This is a genomic window from Streptomyces sp. NPDC056486 (assembly GCF_042795295.1).
In the GTDB taxonomy this organism is placed as follows: domain Bacteria; phylum Actinomycetota; class Actinomycetes; order Streptomycetales; family Streptomycetaceae; genus Streptomyces.
This window is the reverse complement of sequence record NZ_JBHTSF010000006.1, coordinates 53,625-73,349: the sequence shown is the minus strand read 5'-3', so window position 1 is coordinate 73,349 and position 19,725 is coordinate 53,625. Positions and strand designations below refer to the sequence as shown.

Genomic DNA, 19,725 nt, shown 5'->3' with positions numbered 1-19,725 from the left:
GACGTGCGGAGCGCGCGTCCTTTCCGCTCCTTCCTCCCTTCCAGCCCTGCCACGGGCTGCACTTTTCCCTGGAGAAAAACGATGAAGTCACCGACCGACCTCGACCTCGGCAACCCCATACGCGTGGCGGCCGTCCGGGAGCTCGACCCGCTGGCCGCCGACCTCGCCTGCTACACCCTCCGTCAGCAGAACGCGGAGGCGGACCTGCCCGCCATGACCGCCGCCCTGCGCGACCTCACCCCGGCCGTGGGGCGCGTCGCTGCCTTCTCCACCGAGGAGTGCGTGGCGGCGATGCGGGACCTGGGGATGTTCCTCGGCTCGATCAGGCGGCACGAGGCGGAGCCCCTGGAGCTCGTCCCCGAAGCCCTGCCCGTCCTGCACGAACTCGGCCGGCGGACCGACATGGTGCCCCGCGACACCGTGCACCACTACTGCACCTGGAACCCGGTCGGCGTCCGGCAGCGGATGTACACCGGCGACGTCCAGGAGGCGTACCTCCAGGAATCCGTGCGCATGGTCTTCCCTCACCTTCGCGCGGGACTCGAACTGGCGTCCACGCTCAGTGACATGCCGCTGGAGGACCCCAAATTCGCACAGCTCACCGACGAGCTGACCACGCACGTGGAGACGATGGTGACCTCCATCGACATGGTGGTCAGCCACGTGAGCCCGGAGTTCTTCGCCCGCACGCTGCGCCCGTACTTCGAGGAGATCACCGTCGACGGACGCGTCCTCCTGGGCCCCGCCGCCGCGCAGGTGCCGCTCTGGCTGATCGACGAGGCCGTCTGGGCCTCCGACCGGAGCGAGCCCGATTACGCCGAGTTCCTGCGGGACTCCGTGCCCTACAGCCTCCGCCGGTGGCGCGAGCTGTACGACCACTGGGAGCGCGTCCCGTCCATCGTCTCCCGGCTCGTCGACGCCTTCGGGGCCGACGCCGAGGAAGCGGTCCGCAAGGCCCCCGCGCTGCGCCTGAGCGCCGAGGCGCTGGCCAGGCTGCTGCGGGTGATCGTGGTCTTCCGCGGTCGTCACCTGAGCATCGCCAGGAAGGCGTACGACGCCGACCTGCGGCTCTACCCGGTCGGCAGCGGCGGGGCCAGCGTCGAGCTGCTCAAGCAGATCATCGACCTCACCCGGGCCACCGCGCAGCTCACCGGCGCCCGCGGGCGCAAGCAAGGTGCGGCCCACGGCGGCGAGCGGAGGTCGGCGTGAGCATCGTCGTCGCCGGAGCGGGCATCGGCGGACTCACCACCGCCCTGAGCCTGCACGCGGCCGGAGTCGGGGACGTGACCGTCCTCGAAGCGGCCGCCGCGTTCCGGCCCCTGGGGGTCGGCCTGAACATCCTGCCCAACGCCGTACGGGAGCTGGCCGAACTCGGGCTCCTGGAGGAGCTGTCGAAGGTGTCCGTGCCGACCGGCAGCCTGGGCTACTACAACCGGCACGGCCAGCTGATCTGGCACGAGCCGCGCGGCCGCGCCGCCGGATACCGCTGGCCCCAGCTCTCCATCCACCGGGGCAGGCTCCAGGCGGTACTGGCCGACGCCGTGCGCGAACGGCTGGGCCCGGACGCGATCGTGGACGACTCCCGCGTCGAGGATTTCGAGCAGCTTCCCGACGGGCGGGTGCGGGTGCGCCACGCCGCCGCGGGGGGCGCCTCCCACACGGAGGCGGACGCGCTGATCGGGGCGGACGGTATCCGCTCCGCGGTCCGGGCGGCCCTCCACCCGGCCGAGGGACCGCCGCCGTGGAACGGGCTCATCGTCTGGCGCGGCACGACGTGGGCGTCGCCGTTCCTGGACGGCCACACCATGATCATCGCCGGTGACGACCGCCGCCGGGCGGTGGTCTACCCCATGTCCGGCCCGCGACCGCAGGACGGCGCGGTCCTGATCAACTGGGCGGTGGCCCGCGCGGCACGCCCCGGCGAGACGATCGAGACGGCCGACTGGAACAGATCCGTCGCCCCCGACGAATTCCTCGGCGACTTCACGGACCTGGACTTCGACTGGCTGGACGTCCCCGCGCTGATCAGGACCTCCGACGAGGCCTTCATCTACCCGATGGTGGACCGCGACCCGCTGCCCCGCTGGACACACGGAGCGGTCACCCTGCTCGGCGACGCGGCCCACGCCATGTACCCGATGGGGTCCAACGGCGCCACCCAAGCGATCATGGACGCCCGCGTCCTGGCCCGCGAGCTGGCGCTGCGGCCCGACCCGCGGGCAGCCCTGGCCGGCTACGAGACCGCTCGGCTGTCCGCACTGACCGAGCTCCACAAGAGCACCCGCCGCCGCGGACCGGAGGTCGTCATCGACCTCGCCCACCAGCGGGCGCCGGCGGGCTTCCGCACGGCGGATGAGGTCTTCCCCGGCACCGAACTGCACGACATCTCGGCCGACTTCGCCCGCCTCGGCGGCTTCGACCCGGACCTGGTCAACCACCGCGCGTCCTACAGCGTCGACGCCCGGACGGCCGACGCCCCAACCGCCGACGTCGGGACGGAGGCCCTGGCATGAGGGTCGACGTCTGGTCCGACGTGAACTGCCCCTGGTGCTACATCACCAAACGGACCTTCGAGACGGCACTGGAGCGGTCCGGCGCCCAGGACGTCGAGGTCGTCCTGCACCCGTTCCAGATCGACGGCGAGCAGCCCGAACACGCCACCCCCATGCTCGAATGGCTCGCCGACAAGTACGGCGCCGACCGCGCCCGCTTCATGAACGAGAAGGTCACGGAGGCCGGTCGGCGCCACGGCATCACATTCCGCAACGCCGCCGGGTTCAACGCGAACACGCTCCACGCCCACCGGCTTCTCCGCCACGCGCGCCGCGTCCACGACAGGCGGACGCAGAGCCGACTGGAGGAGCGGATCCTCGCCGCCATGTTCACCGAGTGCGAGGACATCTCCGACGTCGCAGTGCTCGCCGACCGTGCCGCACGCTCCGGCATGGACCGGCTGGCGGCCGAGGCGTTCCTGCGCTCGGCGGACGGCTACGAGGACGTGCGCGCCGAGGTCCGCGCCGCACGCGCCGCCGGCATCACCACCGTCCCCCGCTTCGCCTTCGACCACGGGCAGGTCGTCGAAGGGGCCCAGGAGGACCCGGACGTGTTCCTGACCGCACTGGCCCGCCCCGCCGACGTACGCCCCGTACCCGAGGAGACACCGCGATGACCCGCACCACACGACGACGCGCCTTCCTCGGCGCCACCGCCGCCACCGGGGCGGCGATGGCGACCACCGGTCTCGCGACCCCCGCGGCCGCGGCGCCCGGCCGCACAGCGGCCGACGCGGCGAGCGAGGTCCTGCCGGGCAGCCCGCAGTACGGCGACCTCGTGCGCGGCGTCAACCAGCGCTGGATCGGCACCCCGGACCGCGTCAGCGTGCCGCACACCACCGAGCAGGTCGTCAGGGCCCTGCGCCGGGCCCTCGACGCGGGGGAGCGCATCGCGGTGCGCGGCGGCGGGCACTGCTTCGAGGACTTCAGCGCCAGCCGTGACGTACGGCGGCTGGTCGACATGTCGGCCATGGACGACATCGAGTACGACGCCGACCGGCGCGCCATCCGCATCGGCGCGGGCGCGACGCTCGGCAAGGTCAACGAGCAGCTCTTCAAGCGCTGGGGCGTCGCCCTGCCCGCCGGTTCCTGCCCCACGGTCGGCATCGGCGGACACGTGACCGGCGGCGGATACGGGCCGCTCAACCGCACCCTCGGGCTGATCGTCGACCATCTGTACGCCCTCGAGGTCGTCGTCGCCGACGCGGCGGGCCACCCCCGCGCGGTGGTGGCCGCACGCGACTCCGCCGACCCCCGCAAGCGCGACCTGTGGTGGGCGCACACCGGCGGTGGCGGCGGCAACTTCGGCATCGTCACGCACTACTGGTTCCGCTCCCCGGGCCTCTCGGGTCGCACCCCGCAGGAGACCCTGCCCACGCCGCCCCGAGAAGTGCTGGTCGGCACCGCCCTGTGGCAGTGGGCGGACCTGGACGAGCGGTCGTTCACCCGGCTCCTGAAGAACTACGCCGCCTGGCACGCCGCCCACAACAAGCCGGGCGACGCGGAGAGCGACCTCTACAGCCACCTGGCCGCCTTCCACCGGTCGGGCGGAGCCGTGGCGCTCAACATCCAGCTCTCCACGGCCCGTTCCAAGGCGGGCGGGCCGCCCCCCGAGGAGCGGCTGGACGCCTTCGTGGCCGCCGTCGGGGCCGGAGTGGACGCACGCAGCACGACGGTGGCGCGCAGCTGCCTGCCCTGGCTCCTGTCCACCCAGTGGTCCGGGTTCGCCGACCGCCCGTCCGGCAAACGGATCAAGGGCAAGTCGGCCTACCACAAGGAGCCGTTCGACGACGCACAGGCCGAGGCCCTCTACCGCGGGCTGACCCGCGCCGACTACCGCCACCCCGGCAGCGGCGTCCTCATCGCACCCTACGGAGGGCAGGTCAACAGCGTCCGGCCGACCGCGACGGCGCTGCCGCACCGGGACAGCGCCCTGATGCTGATGTACGTCAGCGAGTGGACCGACCCGGGCGAGGACGACAGCCACGTCGGCTTCCTGCGCGACCTGTACGAGACGACGTACGCGAAGACCGGCGGCGTGCCCGCGGCCGGGGCGTACATCAACTACCCGGACGCCGACCTGCGCGATCCGCGGCGCAACCGCAGCGGCGTCGCCTGGCACGAGCTGTACTACGGGGCCAACTACCCCGACCTCCAGCGGATCAAGAAGGCCTGGGACCCCGGGAACGTCTTCCGCCACCGGCTGTCGATCGAGCTCCCCGCGGCCGGAAGGGGCGGATCCCGATGAACGCGAGCGTGCTGGACGGCATCGTCGCGGGCGCCCGAATCGACCTCGCGGGCCGCCGCGCCGTCGTCTCCGAGGACCAACTGCGGGCGAGGGCCGATGAGTACGGGCAGCGGGCTCCGGCCGCGTCGGAGGTGATCGAGGGGCTGCGCGGTACGAACGGGCTGCGGGTCATCGCGGAGATCAAGCGCACCAGCCCGGCGCGCGGGCCGCTCGCCGACATCGCGGACCCGGCCGCGCTCGCCTGCGCGTACGAGGAAGGCGGTGCGGCCGCGATCAGCGTCCTCACCGAACCCCGCAGGTTCCACGGCTCGTTGGAGGACCTCGCGACGGTACGTGCCGAGGTCGGGCTGCCGCTGCTGCGCAAGGACTTCGTGGTGGACCCCTACCAGGTCCGGGAAGCGCGCGCCCACGGCGCGGACCTGGTGCTGCTCATCGTCGCCGCGCTCGACCAGCGAGCCCTGACGGACCTGATCGCGCTGTCCGGGAAGCTCGGCCTCGTCCCCCTGGTCGAGGTGCACGACGCGCAGGAGGCCGCCCGGGCCGTCGACGCGGGCGCCGAGGTCATCGGCGTCAACGCTCGCGACCTGCGGACCCTGAGCGTCGACCCCGGCACCTTCGACCGGATCGCCGACCGGATTCCCGAGGGCCTCGTGCGCATCGCGGAATCGGGGGTGCGGGGTCCCGAGGACGCGGCCCGGTACGCCCGGTCGGGGGCCGACGCGATCCTGGTCGGGTCCGCGCTGGTGACCGGCGACGACCCCGCGAGGGCGGTCGCCGCTCTGGTGGCCGCGGGCCGCCCGGCCTGACGGTGGCGCGGCTCCGGGCTGGCTTCGGCGTCACAGCCTCCCGGACCGCTTGACCGTGACGGCGGCCCAGTGTTCCAGGACCGCTGCCGCCGCCCCGGAATCCAGGGCGACGGCAGCCCGCTCCACCGCCGCGCCCAGCCGGTCGGCGACCGGTGCGGGCGAGGGTTCCAGCGCGGCGAGCCCGGCGGCCGCGGACAGCAGCACCGCGTCGCGCACCGCCCGGTGCACCGGGGCGCCGGCCAGCAGGTCGCGGGCGACGCGGGCGTTGTACGTCCGGTCGCCGCCGCGAAGGTCGGCGGGGGCGGCGAGCGGGATGCCGATGCTCCTCGGGTCGAAGGTCTCCTTCCGTACCTCTCCGTCGCTCACCGACCAGACGGTGGACGTGGTGGTCACCGAGAGCTCGTCCATCCCGTCGTCGCCGCGGAAGACCAGGGCCGAGACTCCCTGGCGGGCCAGAACGCCCGCCATCGGCGAGGCCGCACGGGCATCGGCGACGCCGACGGCCGAAGCAGAGGGGCGGGCGGGATTGGTGAGCGGGCCGAGCAGGTTGAAGACCGTACGGACGCCGAGTTCGCGGCGCGTCGAAGCGGCGTGCCGCAGCGAAGGGTGGAACAGCGGGGCGAAGCAGAAGGTGATCCCCACCTCCTGCGCCACCTCGGCGAGTTCGGCCGGCGGCAGCTCCAGTACGACGCCCAGCTCCTCCAGCACGTCCGCGGAACCGCACCGCGAAGAGGCCGACCGGTTGCCGTGCTTGACCACCCGGGCTCCGGCGCCCGCGGCGACGACGGTCGACATCGTGGAGATGTTGACACTGTCGGAACCGTCGCCGCCCGTGCCGACGATGTCGACGGCGGGCCCGTCCACCCGCAGCGGAACGGCATGGCGGCGCATGGCCCTGGCCAGCCCCTCGATCTCGTCGGTCGTCTCGCCCTTCGCCCGCAGCGCCACCAGCAGCCCGGCGAGCCGGGAGGGCGCGGCCCGGCCGGTCATCACCTCCTCCATCACCCAGTCGCTCTCGTCGGCGGAGAGATGCCGTTGGTCCAGCAAGGAGTTCAACAGATCGGGCCAGTGCCGGTCGGTGGGCACGGGCACGGGCACGTCGACATTCCGGGTCGTCACGGTTTCCCCTCGAAGGAGTTCGCATTGCGGTGAATCGATTGTTCGGAAAACGGGCGGACCGGCGCCAGACCATTTCCCGGCGAGAGTTGCAGTCCACCTCGTGACCACACCCCATCGAGTCCATTGCGTGTGAACACCCAAGCGAGAGGGAGAAACTCCGTGCCTTTGCACATGGCGGTTTCCGTTTCCCGTACTTCCGGTGAATCATTGACGTCCCAGATCCAGAAGTTCATCCGGGGAGAGATAGAAACCGGAATTCTCCGCCCCGGAACGCGACTTCCCGCCACCCGGCGGCTCGCAGAAGACCTGGAGGTCGCCCGCAGCGTGGTCGTCGAGGCGTACGGACAGCTCACGGCCGAGGGCTATCTGGAGTCCCGGCAGGGCGCGGGGACGCGCGTGGTGCAGCACCTTCCGCAGCAGGACGTCGTCCCGGTGCTGCTCGACAACGGCCGGGCGCCCGCGGTGCGCTGGGACCTGCGCACGGGCGGCGCGAACACGCTGCCCTTCCCGCACACCGCCTGGCTCACCGCCTACCAGCGCGTGCTGCAGGACTCGGGCAGGCGCCACGACTACCCTCCGCTGGCCGGCGAGGCGGTGCTGCGCGGTGAACTCGCCCGGCTGCTCGGCCGGTGGCACGGGGTGCTCGCGGTGCCGGGGAAGATCGTGGTCGTGGGCGGATTCGCCCAGGGGCTCGGCCTGTTGTGCACGGCTCTGCGCAAGGCCGGCCTGGACGAGATGGCCGTCGAGGACCCCGGCCACGTGGGGCAGCGCCGGTTCATCGAGGACACCGGAATGCGCACCGTGGCGGTGCCGGTCGACGAGGAGGGGCTGGACGTCGGCGCGCTGGCGGCGACCTCCGCGCGCGTCGTCCTGGTCACGCCCGCCCACCAGTTCCCCGTCGGCGTCACCATGTCGGAGCGCCGCCGGGCCGAACTGATCGAGTGGGCCCGCGACACGGACTCGTGGGTGATCGAGGACGACTACGACGGAGGGCTCTGGTACGGGAGGACCCCTCGCCCGCTGGCCCTCCAGCGCCTCGCCCCCGAGCGGGTCGTCTACGCCGGAACGGCCAGCAAACTCCTGGGCCCCGGACTGCGGCTCGGCTGGCTGGCCGCCCCCGACGAACTCCTGGACGGCATCCTGCACGCCAAGGTCTGCCAGGACCTCGGCACCGAGTCCTTCACCCAGCTCGCCTTCGCGGAACTGCTCGGCAGCGGGCTGTTCGACCGGCACGTGCGCCGCCTGGTGAAGATCGCGAGCAGTCGTCGCGACGTCCTGGAGGACGCGGTGCGCCGTCGGCTGCCGGGCGCCACCGTCCTCGGCGCCGCCGCGGGCCTGCACGCCTACGTGCGGCTGCCCCACAAGGCCGACGAGGCGGCCGTCGTGGCGGGAGCCCTGCGCCGCTCGGTGCTGGTGCGCGGCGGCGCGGGCTTCCACTCCGGGCCGACCCGGGACGCCCCCGCCCTGGTGGTGGGGCACGCGCACCTGCCCCGGGCCGGGGTGGCCCAGGCGATCGACGAGATCGCCGCCGCGGTCAGCGCACGCTGAGCCGCCCGGCCCGGGCGTCGGCGGTGGCGAGGAAGTTCCGCATGATCTCCAGGCCGCCGCTGGTCGTGATGCTCTCCGGGTGGAACTGCACCCCCTCGACGGGCAGCGTGCGGTGGCGCAGTCCCATCACGTACGCGTGATCGGTCGAGACCGCGGTCGTCACCAGCTCCTCGGGCAGCGGCTCGGCGACGACGAGCGAGTGGTAACGGGTGGCCTCCAGGGTGTTGCCGAGCCCCTGGAACACCCCGGCGCCGTCGTGCCGCACCGTGCTGGTGCGGCCGTGCATCACCTGCTCCGCCACCTCGATCCGCCCGCCGTACGCCAGCCCGATCGCCTGGTGCCCCAGGCACACGCCCAGCAGCGGCGTCTCACCGGCGAACCGGTGCACCAGCTCCACGTGCCCAGAGTCCGCCGGATGGCCGGGCCCCGGGCCCAGCACCACCGCGTCGGGCTCGAGGCCGGCGAGCTGCTCCGGGGTGCGCGCGGCGGACCGTACGACTTCGGTGTGCGCGCCGAGCGTGCGCAGGTACTGGTCGATGATGTGCACGAAACTGTCGTACGCGTCGATCAGCAGGACCCTCGTCGGATGCGTCACCACAGCTCCTTGCCGGTCAGCGCCCAGTAGGACGCGCCCATCTTCGTCAGGGTCTCCTGCCACTCAGCCTCGGGGTCGGACTGCGCGACCATGCCGGCCGAGGTCTGGGTGGAGTAGGTGGTTCCGTCGTACGTCACGGTACGAATGCACAGCGCAAGCTCGCTCCACGCGCCGCGCGCGTCCACGAGCCCGACGGCGCCCGCGTACGCGTTCCGGGGCTCGGCCTCCAGCTCGTTGATGATCTCCATGGCGCGGATCTTGGGCGCGCCGGTCATCGTCCCCGCGGGGAAGGCGGCCCGCACCGCGTCCCACACCCCGACACCCTCCGCGAGCCGTCCGGAGACGGTCGACACCAGGTGGAAGACGTGGGAGAACGCCTCGACGTACATCAGGTCGTCCACCGGCCGGGTGCTCGGCTCGCTGACCCGGCCGATGTCGTTGCGGCACAGGTCGACCAGCATGATGTGCTCGGCGCGCTCCTTGGTGCTCGCCTGCATCTCCTTGATGCGGCGCTCGTTCTCCTCCTCGTCGGGACCGCGACGGGTGGTGCCCGCGATGGGCCGCATCACGATCTCCCCGTCGGAGATCCGCAGGAACAGCTCGGGGCTCGCCCCGATGAGGAGGCTCTCGGCGCGCGGCGCCAGGTACATATGGGGCGAGGGGTTGCGTCGGCGCAGCCGCCGGTAGACGTCGCCCGGGGCGAGTGTCGTGCGGACGTCGACCCGGTGCCCGATCTGGATCTGGTAGATGTCGCCGACCCTGATGTGCTCCAGGCAGCGCTCGGCCCATCCCAGGAAGGTCGCCTTGTCGACACTGTCGTGCACGGACAGAGGAGCGGGCGCGTCCGGCACCGGCTCCGGCTCCGCGCCGGACACGGCGGTCGCGCGCGCCGCCGCGAGGAGGTCGGGCTCCCGCGACGCGGGGAAGGCATCGCTCTCGGCGCGCAGACGGCGGACGGCGCCGGTCGGGGTGTCGTACCAGAGGGTCTCGCGGAAGAGGGTGAGCACCACGTCCGGCTCCGCGTCCGGACCCTCGGGGTGACCGGTGCGCGGCGGCAGATCCTCCATCAGCCAGGTCGACTCGTACGACAGAGACGTCAGGAAACCGAAGGCGAAGGAGGAGAGCGGAACGTCCGTCTCCACCGCGAAGAGCCGCTGGGACGCCTCCAGCAGGTCCCACATCTGCCGGGACGCCGAGAAGCGGAAGCCCCCGGCGGGACCCTGCCGGGTGAGGCCCAGCCGCACGGCCTCCCCGGCCAGCGCGGCGGAGAGGAGCGGGGCGCCCTCGACCTCGACGCGGCCCGTGCCGCCCCCTTCGGCGCTCCCGAAGACGCGGATCTCGGCGATCCTGCCGCTGCCGACAACGGCGGAGGTCCGGCGCTCCTCGGAACCGTCGTAGCCCTCCAGCAGGAAGACGTTCTGGGCGCCGGCCTCCTCCTGGAGGTGGGTGACGAGCCGTAGCGGATCGTGCGGGGGGAGGGTGTCGACCGTCACCCGCACGGGGACCTGTCGCGTTGCCGATGACTTTCCTGGCATGTATGAACTCTCTGTGAATTACCGACCGGATCGTCGGCCGATTTCCACCGGATGTGCGGTGGTGCTTTTCCGGTGCCTTTTCTCGCGGTTCGGCTGCGGCCACAGAACCAAGTGCCGCCCCTGGACAACCAGTCCATTTCCCGTCCGGTCGTGCGGACCAATTGCGGTTCGCTTGACCCGCCCCTGCGCCGTGAATTGGGGTGAGCCCGGAAAACGGAACGAGGAGGGGGTACGAAATGGTCGGCGTCATGGACAGCATCGGCGCGGGGGTGGGTACAGGGGCGGCCCAGCAGCCGGACTGGCCCGAGCCGGAAGAGCTGCGCGCGGTGACCGGACGGCTCGCGAAGGCGCAGCCCCTGGTGCACGCCGAGGAGTGCGACCGGCTGCGCGAGAGGCTGGCGGCGGTGGCGCGCGGCGAGGCGCTGCTGCTCCAGGGCGGCGACTGCGCGGAGACCTTCGGCGGGGTCACGGCCAAGGAGGTGCACGGCAAGCTGGAGGTGCTGCGGGACATGTCCGGCGTGCTGAGCCGGGGCACCGGGCTGCCGGTGGTGCGCGTCGGCCGGATGGCGGGGCAGTTCGCGAAGCCGCGGTCGAGCGCCGTCGAGCACCGGGACGGGGTCACCCTGCCGTCCTACCGGGGGGACGCGGTCAACGGTCTTGAGTTCACCGAGGCCGGACGTCGCCCCGACCCGCACCGCATGGAGCGCATGTACGAGGCGTCCGCGGCCACCCTGGGCCTGCTGCGCGCGCACGCGCACGGAGCACCGGAAGGGCCGCAGGAGTTCTTCGTCAGCCACGAGGCCCTGCTCATCGACTACGAGCACTCCCTGACCCGTACCGACGCCCTGACCGGGGCGCGGTACGGCACCAGCGGCCACCTGCTCTGGGTCGGCGAGCGCACCCGGCAGCCCGAGGGCGCGCATCTCGACTTCCTGTCGCGGGTCCGCAACCCCGTCGCCGTCAAGCTCGGCCCGACCACGCAGACCGACGACGTCCTGCGCTACATCGAACGCCTCGACCCCGACCGGGAGGCCGGCCGCCTCACCTTCGTGGTGCGAGCAGGAGCGGACCGGGTTCGGGACGTCCTGCCCGCCCTGGTGGAGAAGGCCCGCACCGAGGGAGCCCTGGTGGGCTGGGTCAGCGACCCCATGCACGGCAACACGTTCACCGCCCCCAGCGGCCACAAGACCCGCAGCTTCGACGTGATCCTCGACGAGATCCGGGGCTTCGTCGAGGTGCACCGCGCTCTGGGCGCCCACCCGGGAGGCATCCACCTGGAACTCACCGGCGAGGACGTCACGGAATGCGTCGGCGGCGCCGAACCCGTGCACCTCGACGCGCTCCCCCACCGCTACACCACGGCCTGTGACCCCCGGCTCAACCACCGCCAGGCACGGGACCTCGCCTCCCGGGTGGCCGAGCTGTACGAGCGCCCCCGAGCGCGCGCGAAGCCCGCGCTCAACGAGGTGCAAACCCCGCACTGACGGCCGCCCGGGGTCGAGGCCGGGCGGCCGTATGCGCACCCGCGCGCCCTCAGGCCACGGCGCCCACCAGCGCCGGGCGCTCCGCGTCCCGCAGCCGCTCCATCAGCGAGAGCCGGGCGCGCGCCACCCGTGAACGGACGGTGCCCACCGGACAGCCGGTGAGCAGTGCCGCTTCCGCGTAGGGCAGTCCCAGGAGTTGGGTGAGGACGAAGGCCTCGCGCCGTTCGTCGGGCAGCGCCGCGAGGAGGTCCGCGAGGACCACGCCGTCGTCGAAGCCCGGCAGGCCCCTCGGCTGGGCCCGCTCGGCTGCGGACTGCCAGTCGTCCGTGTCGCAGAGGCGGGGCCGGGCGGCGGCGTACCGCAGGCTGTCGATCACCGTGCGCCGCGCGATGGAGAGCAGCCAGGTCCGGGCGGACGAGCGCCCCTCGAAACGGTGCAGGCTGCCGAGGGCCCGCAGGAACGTGTCCTGGGTCAGGTCGTCGGCGGCCTGCGGGTCGCCGCCGAGGTACGTCACGTACCGGCGGACGTCCCGGTGCAGGGCGCGTACGAAGTGCTCGACCGCTTCGGGGTCACCGGCGCGGGCGGCGAGCGCCCAGGCCGTTATCGACTCGTCGGGTGAGCCGGGCAGGGCAGGAATGATCACCTGGTGTCCTTCTCGGGAATCCCGGACCCGGACGCGCGCCCGTAGGTACGTACGTGCGTCCGGCATGTCCGGTGAGGGGGGTACGGCCGCGCAAGAATGCGTACGGCCGATGCCCGAGCCGTCCGGGCCGCGCGGCGTGGCGCGCGGGAACGGCGTCGGGGAACCAGCTGTCAGGCGACAGCGGTCCCGGCGGGCGGACCCCGAGAAGTGATGGCGTGCGCGAGAAGCAACTGCCGTGGCCGGCCTGCCGAACGGTGGCGATGGGGCCGGACACGGGGACGGTGGGCGGGCGCGGGCAGCGCGAGAGGTACCCGCAGCGGGGCGACGAGCCACCCGGCGAAGGCGCGCGCGATACGGAAGGCCGCGCGTTCGCCGTGCGCGAGCCAGAGGCCGCAGAGGAGAGCGGCGAGAAGGTGGGCGGCGAGCATGCCGGTCGGCGACATGCCGCTCATGTCGTGGCCGCCGCCCATGTGATCCATGTGATCCATGGCGGCCCCCATCGAGGGGCCGGCGGGCATGGCGGGCATGGCCGCCGCTCCGGATGTCGCTCCCGACGTGGGCATCGGCGCGGACATGGCCGAGCCCTGGCCCCTGCCCATCGCGTCGGCACCCATCGGCGCCGCGCAGAGCATGTGCTGCACCCACCGCCGTACGAGCGGCTCTCCACCTGAAGGCTGCGCGGCGGCCTGCGCCAGGGAGAACCCCGAGTGCAGCGCGGCCTGCGCGGCCACCACCACGGAGACGACCAGCGGGAGCCCCCGCTCGCGCCCGGCGAGCGCCCAGCCCGTGCCGCCGACCACGACGGCTGCGGCACCCAGCGTCCACGAAGGCACCGACGTCCCCGACATCAGGACGTGCCCCAGGGCAGCGAGCAGCACACAGGCTGCCGCGAACACCGCAGCCCGCACCGCGCGAGAACACCACCCAGCAGTCATGGCGGGGTCATCTTTGCATTCGCGCTCCGCCCCGCATAGGTGAGGAGGCTCTAGACGCGTGAGTCCGATGTGTTCAGTGGATGAACCGCCCGCTGATACCCCCGGGGCGGACTCAATGCCTGAGCAGCCACAGAACCCGGTCCCACGACAGAAGGTGGTACACGAGCAGCGGGCCAGGTGTCGCGATCACCGTCCCCCCGGACCGGGACGCATCGTCCGGGGTGGCGAACACCCCCACAGCCACGGCCGACGGAACGGCTACCCGTCCGTCCCTCGCCGAAAGGCTCTAGCGCGCCGCGTCTTCAAGCAGCTTCAGGGCCAGCGCCTGCGTCTCGGCGTCGGCCTTCTCGGGGCTGCCGGTGTCGTACGGCGGGTCAGGGTCGTACTCGACGGCGAGCTGCATCGCCTGGGCGACCTTCTCGTCGGAGAGGCGGGATGCGAGGTGCAGGCCCATGTCGATGCCCGCGGAGACGCCTGCCGCCGTAATGATCTTCCCGGTCTCGACGAAGCGGCCGGGGGTGTAGACGGCGCCGACCTTCTCCAAGTAGGGGCGCGACGCCCAGTATGTGGTGGCCGGGAGTCCGCGCAGCAGGCCCGCCGAGCCGAGGATGAGGGAGCCCGTGCAGACCGAGGTGGTCCACGTGGAGCGGCGGTGGATGCGGCGGATCCACCGGTGGGCGTCGGCGTCCTCCATCATCGCGATGACCCCGCGGTTGCCGCCGCCGGGCACCAGCAGCACATCGGCTCCGCCGACATCGCTCATGGCCCGCTCGGCCACCACCGCCAGTTCGCCGGTGTCGGTGCGGACCGGGCCCGCCTTGCGGGCGACCGTCGTCACGCGCACGCCCGGTACGCGGCACAGCACTTCGTACGGGCCGACGGCGTCCAGGGCGGTGAATCCGTCGTACAGGAGAACGGCGACGTCCAGCGCTTTCTCGTCGCCCTGGCCGGGTGCGTCGGATGCGTCGGGTACATCGAGCGCGTCGGGTACATCGCCACCCGCCGCACGCGCCGGGTGGTCCGACGCGGCGGCGAGGCCGACAGCGCCCAGCGTCCCGGCCACCGCGCCCCGCAGCAGCCGACGACGCCCCGCACCGCTCTTGAGTTCAGCTGCGCTCATTTCGTCTCTCAACTCTCCTCCTGGTCGCGCCTGTTGGCCGCCCCCTGCGGCACAACCCAGGAGTCGGTCGCGGCCGGGTCCGAGTTCCCGTAATGCGCGTCACACTTGACCTCAACCATGCTTCAGGAACGAGCCTGAACCCATGTACCGGACTTCAGGAGCAACAACCGAAGCGGCAGTCGACTGGCTGAACCAGCACGCTCACCCCATCAACACCTCTGATCCGCATACCGATGATCCGCATACCGAGTCGGATGATCTGCACCCCCTGTCCGACGCGGTGGCGGGCGCCGAGATCGTCGCGCTCGGCGTGGGGTCCCGCGCGACGCATGAACTGTCCGTGCTCCAGCACCGGATGCTGCGTCTCCTGGTCGAGGAGCAGGGGTTCCGTTCTCTCGTCCTCGAAGGGGACGATCCGGCGCGGCTCGGGCTCGACGCGTACGTCCTGACCGGGGCAGGCGATCCGGAAGCGATGCTCTCCGAAGCCCGTTCCTTCTGGCGCACCGGGGAGATCCTCGACGTACTGCGCTGGATGCGCGCCCACAACGAACGCAACCCGCGCGACCCCGTCCAACTGGCCGCGCTCCCCACGCAGTCGGCGCCGCCCGGTGTCGGCCTCGCGGAGATCGAGCGGGCCCTGGCCGACGACGCCATCCGGTGGCACGAGCGCACCCGGCAGAAGACCGTCTACTGGGGCGGCATCACCCACACGGCCGTCGGCGAGCCCCGCACGGTCTCGTCCCCCGCGCCCCAGACCCACCGCAACGCGGGCGGTCACCTGCGCGAGCACTTCGGCAACGGCTACGCGTCCATCGGCCTGACCTTCCACCACGGCACGGACTACCCGGTGCCGCCCGCGGAGTTCGCCGAGGCGGTGCTCGGCACGGTCGACCTGCCCGCGTACTTCCTCGACCTGCGCGCACAGCACCCCGCGCCCGTCGACGCCTATCTCGGCGCCCCCGCGAGGACCCGCGTCGTCGGTCCCTTCTACGACGCGCGCGAGGATGCCGCCCATCATCTGTCCGGCGGTTCCCTCGCGGAATGGTTCGACGCCGTGGCGCATGTCCGCGAGGTGACGCCGGCCAGGTTCTTGAAGGGTCCTAGGGGGCGGTGACGTGACGCCCCCGCAGCCTGCGCACTGCCTCGACTCCGGCGACGGCCGACAGCGCAAGGCCGAAGGCGAGCCCGATCCCCTTCACCGGCTCGTCGCTGAAGCTCGCCCCGCCGATGACCCCGATAGCCGTACTGCTGACCGCCCAGAGTCCCGCCCCCGCGGCGTCCAGGGCGGCGAAGCGGCGGAAGGGGAAGCCCATGCTGCCGGTGGACAGGCCTGCCGCCACGCGCCCGCCGGGCAGGAAGCGCGCCGCGACCACAAGGGCCGCGGCGTGCCGTTCGACCATTCCGCGCCCCCACGCGTAGCGGCGCCTGCCGCGCTCGCCCCGCATCAGGCGCGTCACCGCCCGTGGCCCGAGCCACCGCCCCACGCCGAAACTGAGACAGTCGCCGCTCAGCGCGCCCACCGCCGCGACGGCGGCGAGCAGGGCGAGGCGCGGCAGTTCCGGGCCGATGAGCACCGCCACCATCACGACGGTCGTCTCGCTCGGCATCAGGGGCACCAGTGCGTCAAGGCCGGCCACGAGGAAGACGATCAGCCAGAGCCAGGGCGAGTCGAACCCGGCCTGCAGCACGTCGGCGAGGCGGCCGAGCAGCTCAGACATGAGCGGGCATCTCATGGGCGGCGACGGCCGCTTGGGCCTGTGCGGCAAGCTCCCGCCGGTCGGAGCCGTGCAGCGGGGTGTGCGCGGTGACCCGCACGGTCAGTTCCCGGGCGCGGGCGACGCGGTGCAGCGAGGCCCCGAAGGTCTCGTCGCCCAGGAAGGCGGCCGTGGTGCTGCGGGTGCCGTGCTGGTAGTAGCGGATGGTCACAGGACGCACGGGCGCGCCCGCGTCGGCCGCCGCCTGGAAGGTGGCGCGGCGGAACCGGCCACCGGGGACGGAACACCAGGTCGTCGCCTGCGGGAAGACGATGACGGAGCGGCCCGAGCGCAGCGTCGACGCCAACTCTGATACGACGTAGGGAAGTTGGCGTAGACCGTCGCGGTCGATGAACTGGGAACCGGCTCTCCGGGCGAGCGTGCCGATGACCGGCCACTGGCCCACCTCCCGCTTGGCGAGGACCGTCACCGGCTCGACGGCGAGCAGGCTGACGACGTCGAGCCAGGAGATGTGGTTGGCGACGATCAGGGTGCCGGGACGGGTCGGGCGGGACCCGTTCACCGTCAGGCGTCGCGGCCCCTCCTCAAGGCGCACGCCAAGGGCGCCCAGGATCCCCCGGGCCCGCGCCTGCAGCGCGCGGGGCTCGGCGAGGCGGTCGCCCTGAGCCACGCCCAGGCCGATCTCGTACGCCAACATCGCGTACCGGCGGGCCAGTTCGGCCGACGGCACGCGTGGCGCCGAGCGTGTGACGCAGGCCGGGGTGCACAGCGCGGCCGTGGCTCCCCCGGGGCTCATTGCGTCTCCCCCAGGAAATAGCGGCGGTAGCGGTCGCCGAGCCGGTCCATGTCGAGGAGGACGAAGAAGTCGGCGACACCGAACTCGGGGTCGTGTGCGGGCGCCCCGCACATCCACGCGCCGAGGCGGAGGTAGCCCCTCAGCAGCGGCGGCAGGTCGGCGTAGGCGGGTCGTTCCACCGTGGGCACGGTGGGTGCCCAGGGGCGCAGGGGGTGTACGCGCAGGTCGGGCGGCGACGCGTGCTTGGACGTGCCGAGCAGCCAGGCGCTGGACGCCGCCTTGCCGCCGTCGGAGAGCGGCACCGAGGCGCAGCCCGCCAGATAGCGGTGGCCGGAGAGCAGGACGTAGCGGGCGAGCGCCGACCACATCAGGTTGATCACGGCACCGGAACGGTGGTCGGGGTGCACGCAGGAGCGGCCCGCCTCGATCGTGGAGGACCGCAGCCCCTCCAGTGCGCTCAAGTCGAACTCCGCGTCGGAGTAGGAGCGTTCGGCCCTTCCGGGCGGCAGCAGGCGGTAGGTGCCGACGACCTCGCCGGTGGCGGTGTCGGTGACGATCAGGTGGTCCGCCAGGTCGTCGTGGGCGTCCATGTCGTGGCCGGGCAGGGAGGTGTGGAGCGTGGCGCCCATCTCCTCGCCGAAGACGCGGAACCGCAGCCGCTGCGCGGCCCGTATCTGCTCCTCGGAGTCGGCGATGGAGGTGACGTACGAGCCGGGGGACGCGGAGGTGGAGGCGGCGGGGGTGGGGGCGATGGGGGTCCGGGCAGCTGATGTCGAGGGCATGACAGTTCCGGTCTCCGTTCGGGGAGGTGTGGTCGTGGCCGGAGGGCGGCTCAGGCGTCGCGGCGCCGGAGGATCGCCCTGGCCAGGGTCAGGGAGGCGGCCGTCCAGGCAGCGAGGAGCAGCAGCCCGGTGGCGGGACCGTAGAGATCCGCGTCGCCCGTGAGGAACTGCGTGCCCGCCGCCTGGGGCAGGAACTGCGCCAGGTTCGTGAGGAAGTCGAGGGGAATTGATTGGAGGATCGTCGGCACGATGAGCAGCAGCACGAACAGCACGGTGATGGTCCCGGCTGAACTGCGCACGATGGCCGCGAGGCCGATGGTCAGGACACTCATGAGCATCAGGTGAACGGCGACGGCAAACACCCGGCCCGCCACGTGTGCGAAGTCGTACGTCGACTCGTCCATGGCCGCCGCGCCCACCACCACACCGAGCACCGCGAGCACGATCCCCGCGCCCAATGCCACGACCCCGACGGTGAGGCTCTTGGCGATCAGCAGGCGTGCGCGGTCCGGCACGCACTGGAGGGTGTTGGTGATGCTTCCGGTGGCGTACTCACCGGTGACGCAGAGCATGGCGAGCCCCGCGACAATGAACTCGACGCCGTAGACGGTGGCGAGCGTCGCGGGATCGGCGGCCGAGGCCCCCGCGTCATGGGTGACCGCACCGACGCACGCGGCCGTCACTCCCATCACGGCAGCCGCCGTAAGGAGGAAGTACCAGGTCGAACGGAGCGAGAACAGCTTGGTCCACTCGGCGGCCACGGCCCCGCGAAGACCGCCCCCGGCCGTCCGCGACGGTGTACGACGCCGCTCGGAGATCTGGGTGCTCACAGCCGGACCTCCCCGAACTCGACGCTGCCTGCGGTCAGTTCCATGTATGCCTCTTCCAGTGACGCCTCGACGGCGCGCAGTTCATGCAGCCGTACGCGTCCTTCGTGGGCCAGATCGCCGACGCGCTCCGGCGTCAGGCCGGTCACCACCAGCTCGTGCGCCGACACCCGCCGGACGTCGTGCGCCTCCGGCGCGAGCCGTCCTGCCAGGGCGTGCAGGCCGTCCGCCTCGGGTCCCCGCACGCGGACCGCGTTGCGGGAGCTGCGCGCGAGGATGTCCCGCATCGGCGCGTCGGCGATGAGCCGCCCCTTGCCGATCACGATCAGCCGGTCGGCGGTGACCTCCATCTCGCTCATCAGATGGCTGGAGACGAACACCGTCCTGCCCTGCTCGGCGAGCGAGCGCAGGAAGCGGCGGATCCAGAGCACGCCGTCCGGGTCGAGCCCGTTGACCGGTTCGTCGAGCATCAGCACTTCCGGGTCGCCGAGCAGCGCCCCCGCGATGCCCAGGCGCTGCCCCATGCCCAGCGAGAAGGAGCCCGCCTGCTTGCCCGCCACGTCGCCGAGCCCCGTGGTGTCGAGCACCTCGTCGACACGGCGCGCGGGGATGCCGTGGCTGCGCGCCATGGCCAGGAGATGCTGGTACGCGCTGCGCCGGGGGTGCACGGCCTTGGCGTCCAGGAGCGCGCCGACCTCCCTCAGGGGATGCGCGTGGTCGGCGTACCGCTTGCCTTTGATGAGAGCGGTGCCCGATGTGGGGTGGTCGAGTCCCAGGATCATGCGCATCGTGGTGGACTTGCCCGCGCCGTTCGGCCCGAGGAATCCGGTGACCTTCCCCGGGGCCACTTCCAGGGACAGCGCGTCGACGGCGGTCTTCTCGCCGTATCTCTTGGTCAGGTTCCGCAGTGTGAGCATCGTTCCCCAAGCCCCTCTCGGTATCCGCGAAGTCCCTCTCGGTATCCGCGAAGTCCCTCTCGGTGTCCGCGCCTTCGGCGGCTGCGTCTTGGTGGCGCAGGCG

General features: G+C 72.4%; 19 protein-coding genes. 8 read left to right on the top strand and 11 right to left on the bottom strand.

Translation table 11 applies throughout. From position 1 onward, the window contains the following. Positions 1–81 precede the first annotated feature (81 nt). Genes ACFQ7F_RS05100 through trpC form a run of 5 tightly spaced genes read left to right on the top strand, consistent with a single transcriptional unit; the run spans position 82 to position 5,606 of the window. Positions 82–1,209 carry a monodechloroaminopyrrolnitrin synthase PrnB family protein gene (locus ACFQ7F_RS05100; protein ID WP_383266254.1) on the top strand — a complete coding sequence of 376 codons (1,128 nt, stop codon included), beginning with the start codon at positions 82–84 and terminating at the stop codon, positions 1,207–1,209. Continuing rightward, positions 1,206–2,513, top strand: a complete 1,308-nt coding sequence (locus ACFQ7F_RS05095) for a flavin-dependent oxidoreductase (RefSeq protein WP_383266252.1) — start codon at positions 1,206–1,208, stop codon at positions 2,511–2,513. The genes ACFQ7F_RS05100 and ACFQ7F_RS05095 overlap by 4 nt, the downstream gene beginning before the upstream one ends. Continuing rightward, the gene (locus tag ACFQ7F_RS05090; RefSeq protein ID WP_383266249.1) at positions 2,510–3,169 is read left to right on the top strand and encodes a DsbA family protein; all 660 of its coding nucleotides are present in this window, start codon (positions 2,510–2,512) and stop codon (positions 3,167–3,169) included. The genes ACFQ7F_RS05095 and ACFQ7F_RS05090 overlap by 4 nt, the downstream gene beginning before the upstream one ends. Further along, entirely contained in the window at positions 3,166–4,800 is a 1,635-nt protein-coding gene (locus ACFQ7F_RS05085) for an FAD-binding oxidoreductase (protein WP_383266247.1), read from the top strand. Before ACFQ7F_RS05090 ends, ACFQ7F_RS05085 begins: the two co-directional genes overlap by 4 nt. Then, complete coding sequence (trpC, locus tag ACFQ7F_RS05080) at positions 4,797–5,606, top strand: indole-3-glycerol phosphate synthase TrpC (protein WP_383266243.1); 810 nt, start codon at positions 4,797–4,799, stop codon at positions 5,604–5,606. The genes ACFQ7F_RS05085 and trpC overlap by 4 nt, the downstream gene beginning before the upstream one ends. A 30-nt stretch (positions 5,607–5,636) precedes the next feature. Here trpC and trpD read toward each other — a convergent pair whose 3' ends face one another. Then, positions 5,637–6,725 (bottom strand): anthranilate phosphoribosyltransferase, encoded by a 1,089-nt coding sequence (gene trpD / locus ACFQ7F_RS05075; RefSeq protein ID WP_383266241.1) that lies wholly within the window; start codon positions 6,723–6,725, stop codon positions 5,637–5,639. 207 nt (positions 6,726–6,932) lie between these two features. Between trpD and ACFQ7F_RS05070 the strand changes: the two genes are divergently transcribed. Further along, positions 6,933–8,273, top strand: a complete 1,341-nt coding sequence (locus tag ACFQ7F_RS05070; RefSeq protein ID WP_383266238.1) for a PLP-dependent aminotransferase family protein — start codon at positions 6,933–6,935, stop codon at positions 8,271–8,273. Here ACFQ7F_RS05070 and ACFQ7F_RS05065 read toward each other — a convergent pair. Beyond that, positions 8,260–8,868 (bottom strand): anthranilate synthase component II, encoded by a 609-nt coding sequence (locus ACFQ7F_RS05065; RefSeq protein WP_383266236.1) that lies wholly within the window; start codon positions 8,866–8,868, stop codon positions 8,260–8,262. The two genes, ACFQ7F_RS05070 and ACFQ7F_RS05065, sit on opposite strands and share 14 nt — an antisense overlap. Then, positions 8,865–10,403 (bottom strand): anthranilate synthase component I family protein, encoded by a 1,539-nt coding sequence (locus ACFQ7F_RS05060; protein WP_383266233.1) that lies wholly within the window; start codon positions 10,401–10,403, stop codon positions 8,865–8,867. The genes ACFQ7F_RS05065 and ACFQ7F_RS05060 overlap by 4 nt, the downstream gene beginning before the upstream one ends. Before the next feature lie 248 nt (positions 10,404–10,651). Between ACFQ7F_RS05060 and ACFQ7F_RS05055 the strand changes: the two genes are divergently transcribed. Next, on the top strand, positions 10,652–11,887 hold the full coding sequence (locus ACFQ7F_RS05055) for a 3-deoxy-7-phosphoheptulonate synthase (RefSeq protein WP_383266231.1): 1,236 nt from the start codon (positions 10,652–10,654) through the stop codon (positions 11,885–11,887). A gap of 49 nt (positions 11,888–11,936) precedes the next feature. Here the strand turns inward: ACFQ7F_RS05055 and ACFQ7F_RS05050 are convergent, their stop codons facing one another. The 3 genes from ACFQ7F_RS05050 to ACFQ7F_RS05040 form a co-directional block, all read right to left on the bottom strand. Further along, positions 11,937–12,530 carry a sigma-70 family RNA polymerase sigma factor gene (locus ACFQ7F_RS05050; protein ID WP_383266229.1) on the bottom strand — a complete coding sequence of 198 codons (594 nt, stop codon included), beginning with the start codon at positions 12,528–12,530 and terminating at the stop codon, positions 11,937–11,939. A gap of 170 nt (positions 12,531–12,700) precedes the next feature. Beyond that, positions 12,701–13,465 carry a hypothetical protein gene (locus ACFQ7F_RS05045; RefSeq protein WP_383266226.1) on the bottom strand — a complete coding sequence of 255 codons (765 nt, stop codon included), beginning with the start codon at positions 13,463–13,465 and terminating at the stop codon, positions 12,701–12,703. A gap of 286 nt (positions 13,466–13,751) precedes the next feature. Beyond that, positions 13,752–14,585 (bottom strand): DJ-1/PfpI family protein, encoded by an 834-nt coding sequence (locus tag ACFQ7F_RS05040; RefSeq protein WP_383266223.1) that lies wholly within the window; start codon positions 14,583–14,585, stop codon positions 13,752–13,754. Between the two features lie 142 nt (positions 14,586–14,727). Here ACFQ7F_RS05040 and ACFQ7F_RS05035 point away from each other — a divergent pair, with 142 nt between their 5' ends. Then, entirely contained in the window at positions 14,728–15,699 is a 972-nt protein-coding gene (locus ACFQ7F_RS05035) for an erythromycin esterase family protein (RefSeq protein ID WP_383266220.1), read from the top strand. On the opposite strand, the gene ACFQ7F_RS05030 is transcribed toward ACFQ7F_RS05035, so the two are convergent. The 5 genes from ACFQ7F_RS05030 to ACFQ7F_RS05010 are packed head-to-tail and all read right to left on the bottom strand — an operon-like array spanning position 15,686 to position 19,622. Further along, complete coding sequence (locus ACFQ7F_RS05030; protein ID WP_383266217.1) at positions 15,686–16,303, bottom strand: DedA family protein; 618 nt, start codon at positions 16,301–16,303, stop codon at positions 15,686–15,688. The genes ACFQ7F_RS05035 and ACFQ7F_RS05030 overlap by 14 nt on opposite strands. Then, complete coding sequence (locus ACFQ7F_RS05025) at positions 16,296–17,096, bottom strand: lysophospholipid acyltransferase family protein (protein ID WP_383266215.1); 801 nt, start codon at positions 17,094–17,096, stop codon at positions 16,296–16,298. Before ACFQ7F_RS05025 ends, ACFQ7F_RS05030 begins: the two co-directional genes overlap by 8 nt. Then, the gene (locus ACFQ7F_RS05020) at positions 17,093–17,878 is read right to left on the bottom strand and encodes a GNAT family N-acetyltransferase (protein WP_383266212.1); all 786 of its coding nucleotides are present in this window, start codon (positions 17,876–17,878) and stop codon (positions 17,093–17,095) included. Before ACFQ7F_RS05020 ends, ACFQ7F_RS05025 begins: the two co-directional genes overlap by 4 nt. 50 nt (positions 17,879–17,928) lie before the next feature. Continuing rightward, positions 17,929–18,708 carry an ABC transporter permease gene (locus tag ACFQ7F_RS05015; protein WP_383266210.1) on the bottom strand — a complete coding sequence of 260 codons (780 nt, stop codon included), beginning with the start codon at positions 18,706–18,708 and terminating at the stop codon, positions 17,929–17,931. Then, positions 18,705–19,622, bottom strand: a complete 918-nt coding sequence (locus tag ACFQ7F_RS05010; protein WP_383266207.1) for an ABC transporter ATP-binding protein — start codon at positions 19,620–19,622, stop codon at positions 18,705–18,707. The genes ACFQ7F_RS05015 and ACFQ7F_RS05010 overlap by 4 nt, the downstream gene beginning before the upstream one ends. Between the last annotated feature and the right edge of the window lie 103 nt (positions 19,623–19,725).

Bases quoted from the DNA above. Each gene is read 5' to 3' on its own strand.
- ACFQ7F_RS05100 (WP_383266254.1), top strand. From the start codon at position 82: ATGAAGTCACCGACCGACCTCGACCTCGGCAACCCCATACGCGTGGCG.
- ACFQ7F_RS05090 (WP_383266249.1), top strand. From the start codon at position 2,510: ATGAGGGTCGACGTCTGGTCCGACGTGAACTGCCCCTGGTGCTACATC.
- ACFQ7F_RS05085 (WP_383266247.1), top strand. From the start codon at position 3,166: ATGACCCGCACCACACGACGACGCGCCTTCCTCGGCGCCACCGCCGCC.
- trpC (WP_383266243.1), top strand. From the start codon at position 4,797: ATGAACGCGAGCGTGCTGGACGGCATCGTCGCGGGCGCCCGAATCGAC.
- ACFQ7F_RS05060 (WP_383266233.1), bottom strand. From the start codon at position 10,403: ATGCCAGGAAAGTCATCGGCAACGCGACAGGTCCCCGTGCGGGTGACG.
- ACFQ7F_RS05055 (WP_383266231.1), top strand. From the start codon at position 10,652: ATGGACAGCATCGGCGCGGGGGTGGGTACAGGGGCGGCCCAGCAGCCG.
- ACFQ7F_RS05045 (WP_383266226.1), bottom strand. From the start codon at position 13,465: ATGACTGCTGGGTGGTGTTCTCGCGCGGTGCGGGCTGCGGTGTTCGCG.
- ACFQ7F_RS05040 (WP_383266223.1), bottom strand. From the start codon at position 14,585: ATGAGCGCAGCTGAACTCAAGAGCGGTGCGGGGCGTCGTCGGCTGCTG.
- ACFQ7F_RS05035 (WP_383266220.1), top strand. From the start codon at position 14,728: ATGTACCGGACTTCAGGAGCAACAACCGAAGCGGCAGTCGACTGGCTG.
- ACFQ7F_RS05030 (WP_383266217.1), bottom strand. From the start codon at position 16,303: ATGTCTGAGCTGCTCGGCCGCCTCGCCGACGTGCTGCAGGCCGGGTTC.
- ACFQ7F_RS05025 (WP_383266215.1), bottom strand. From the start codon at position 17,096: ATGAGCCCCGGGGGAGCCACGGCCGCGCTGTGCACCCCGGCCTGCGTC.
- ACFQ7F_RS05020 (WP_383266212.1), bottom strand. From the start codon at position 17,878: ATGCCCTCGACATCAGCTGCCCGGACCCCCATCGCCCCCACCCCCGCC.
- ACFQ7F_RS05010 (WP_383266207.1), bottom strand. From the start codon at position 19,622: ATGCTCACACTGCGGAACCTGACCAAGAGATACGGCGAGAAGACCGCC.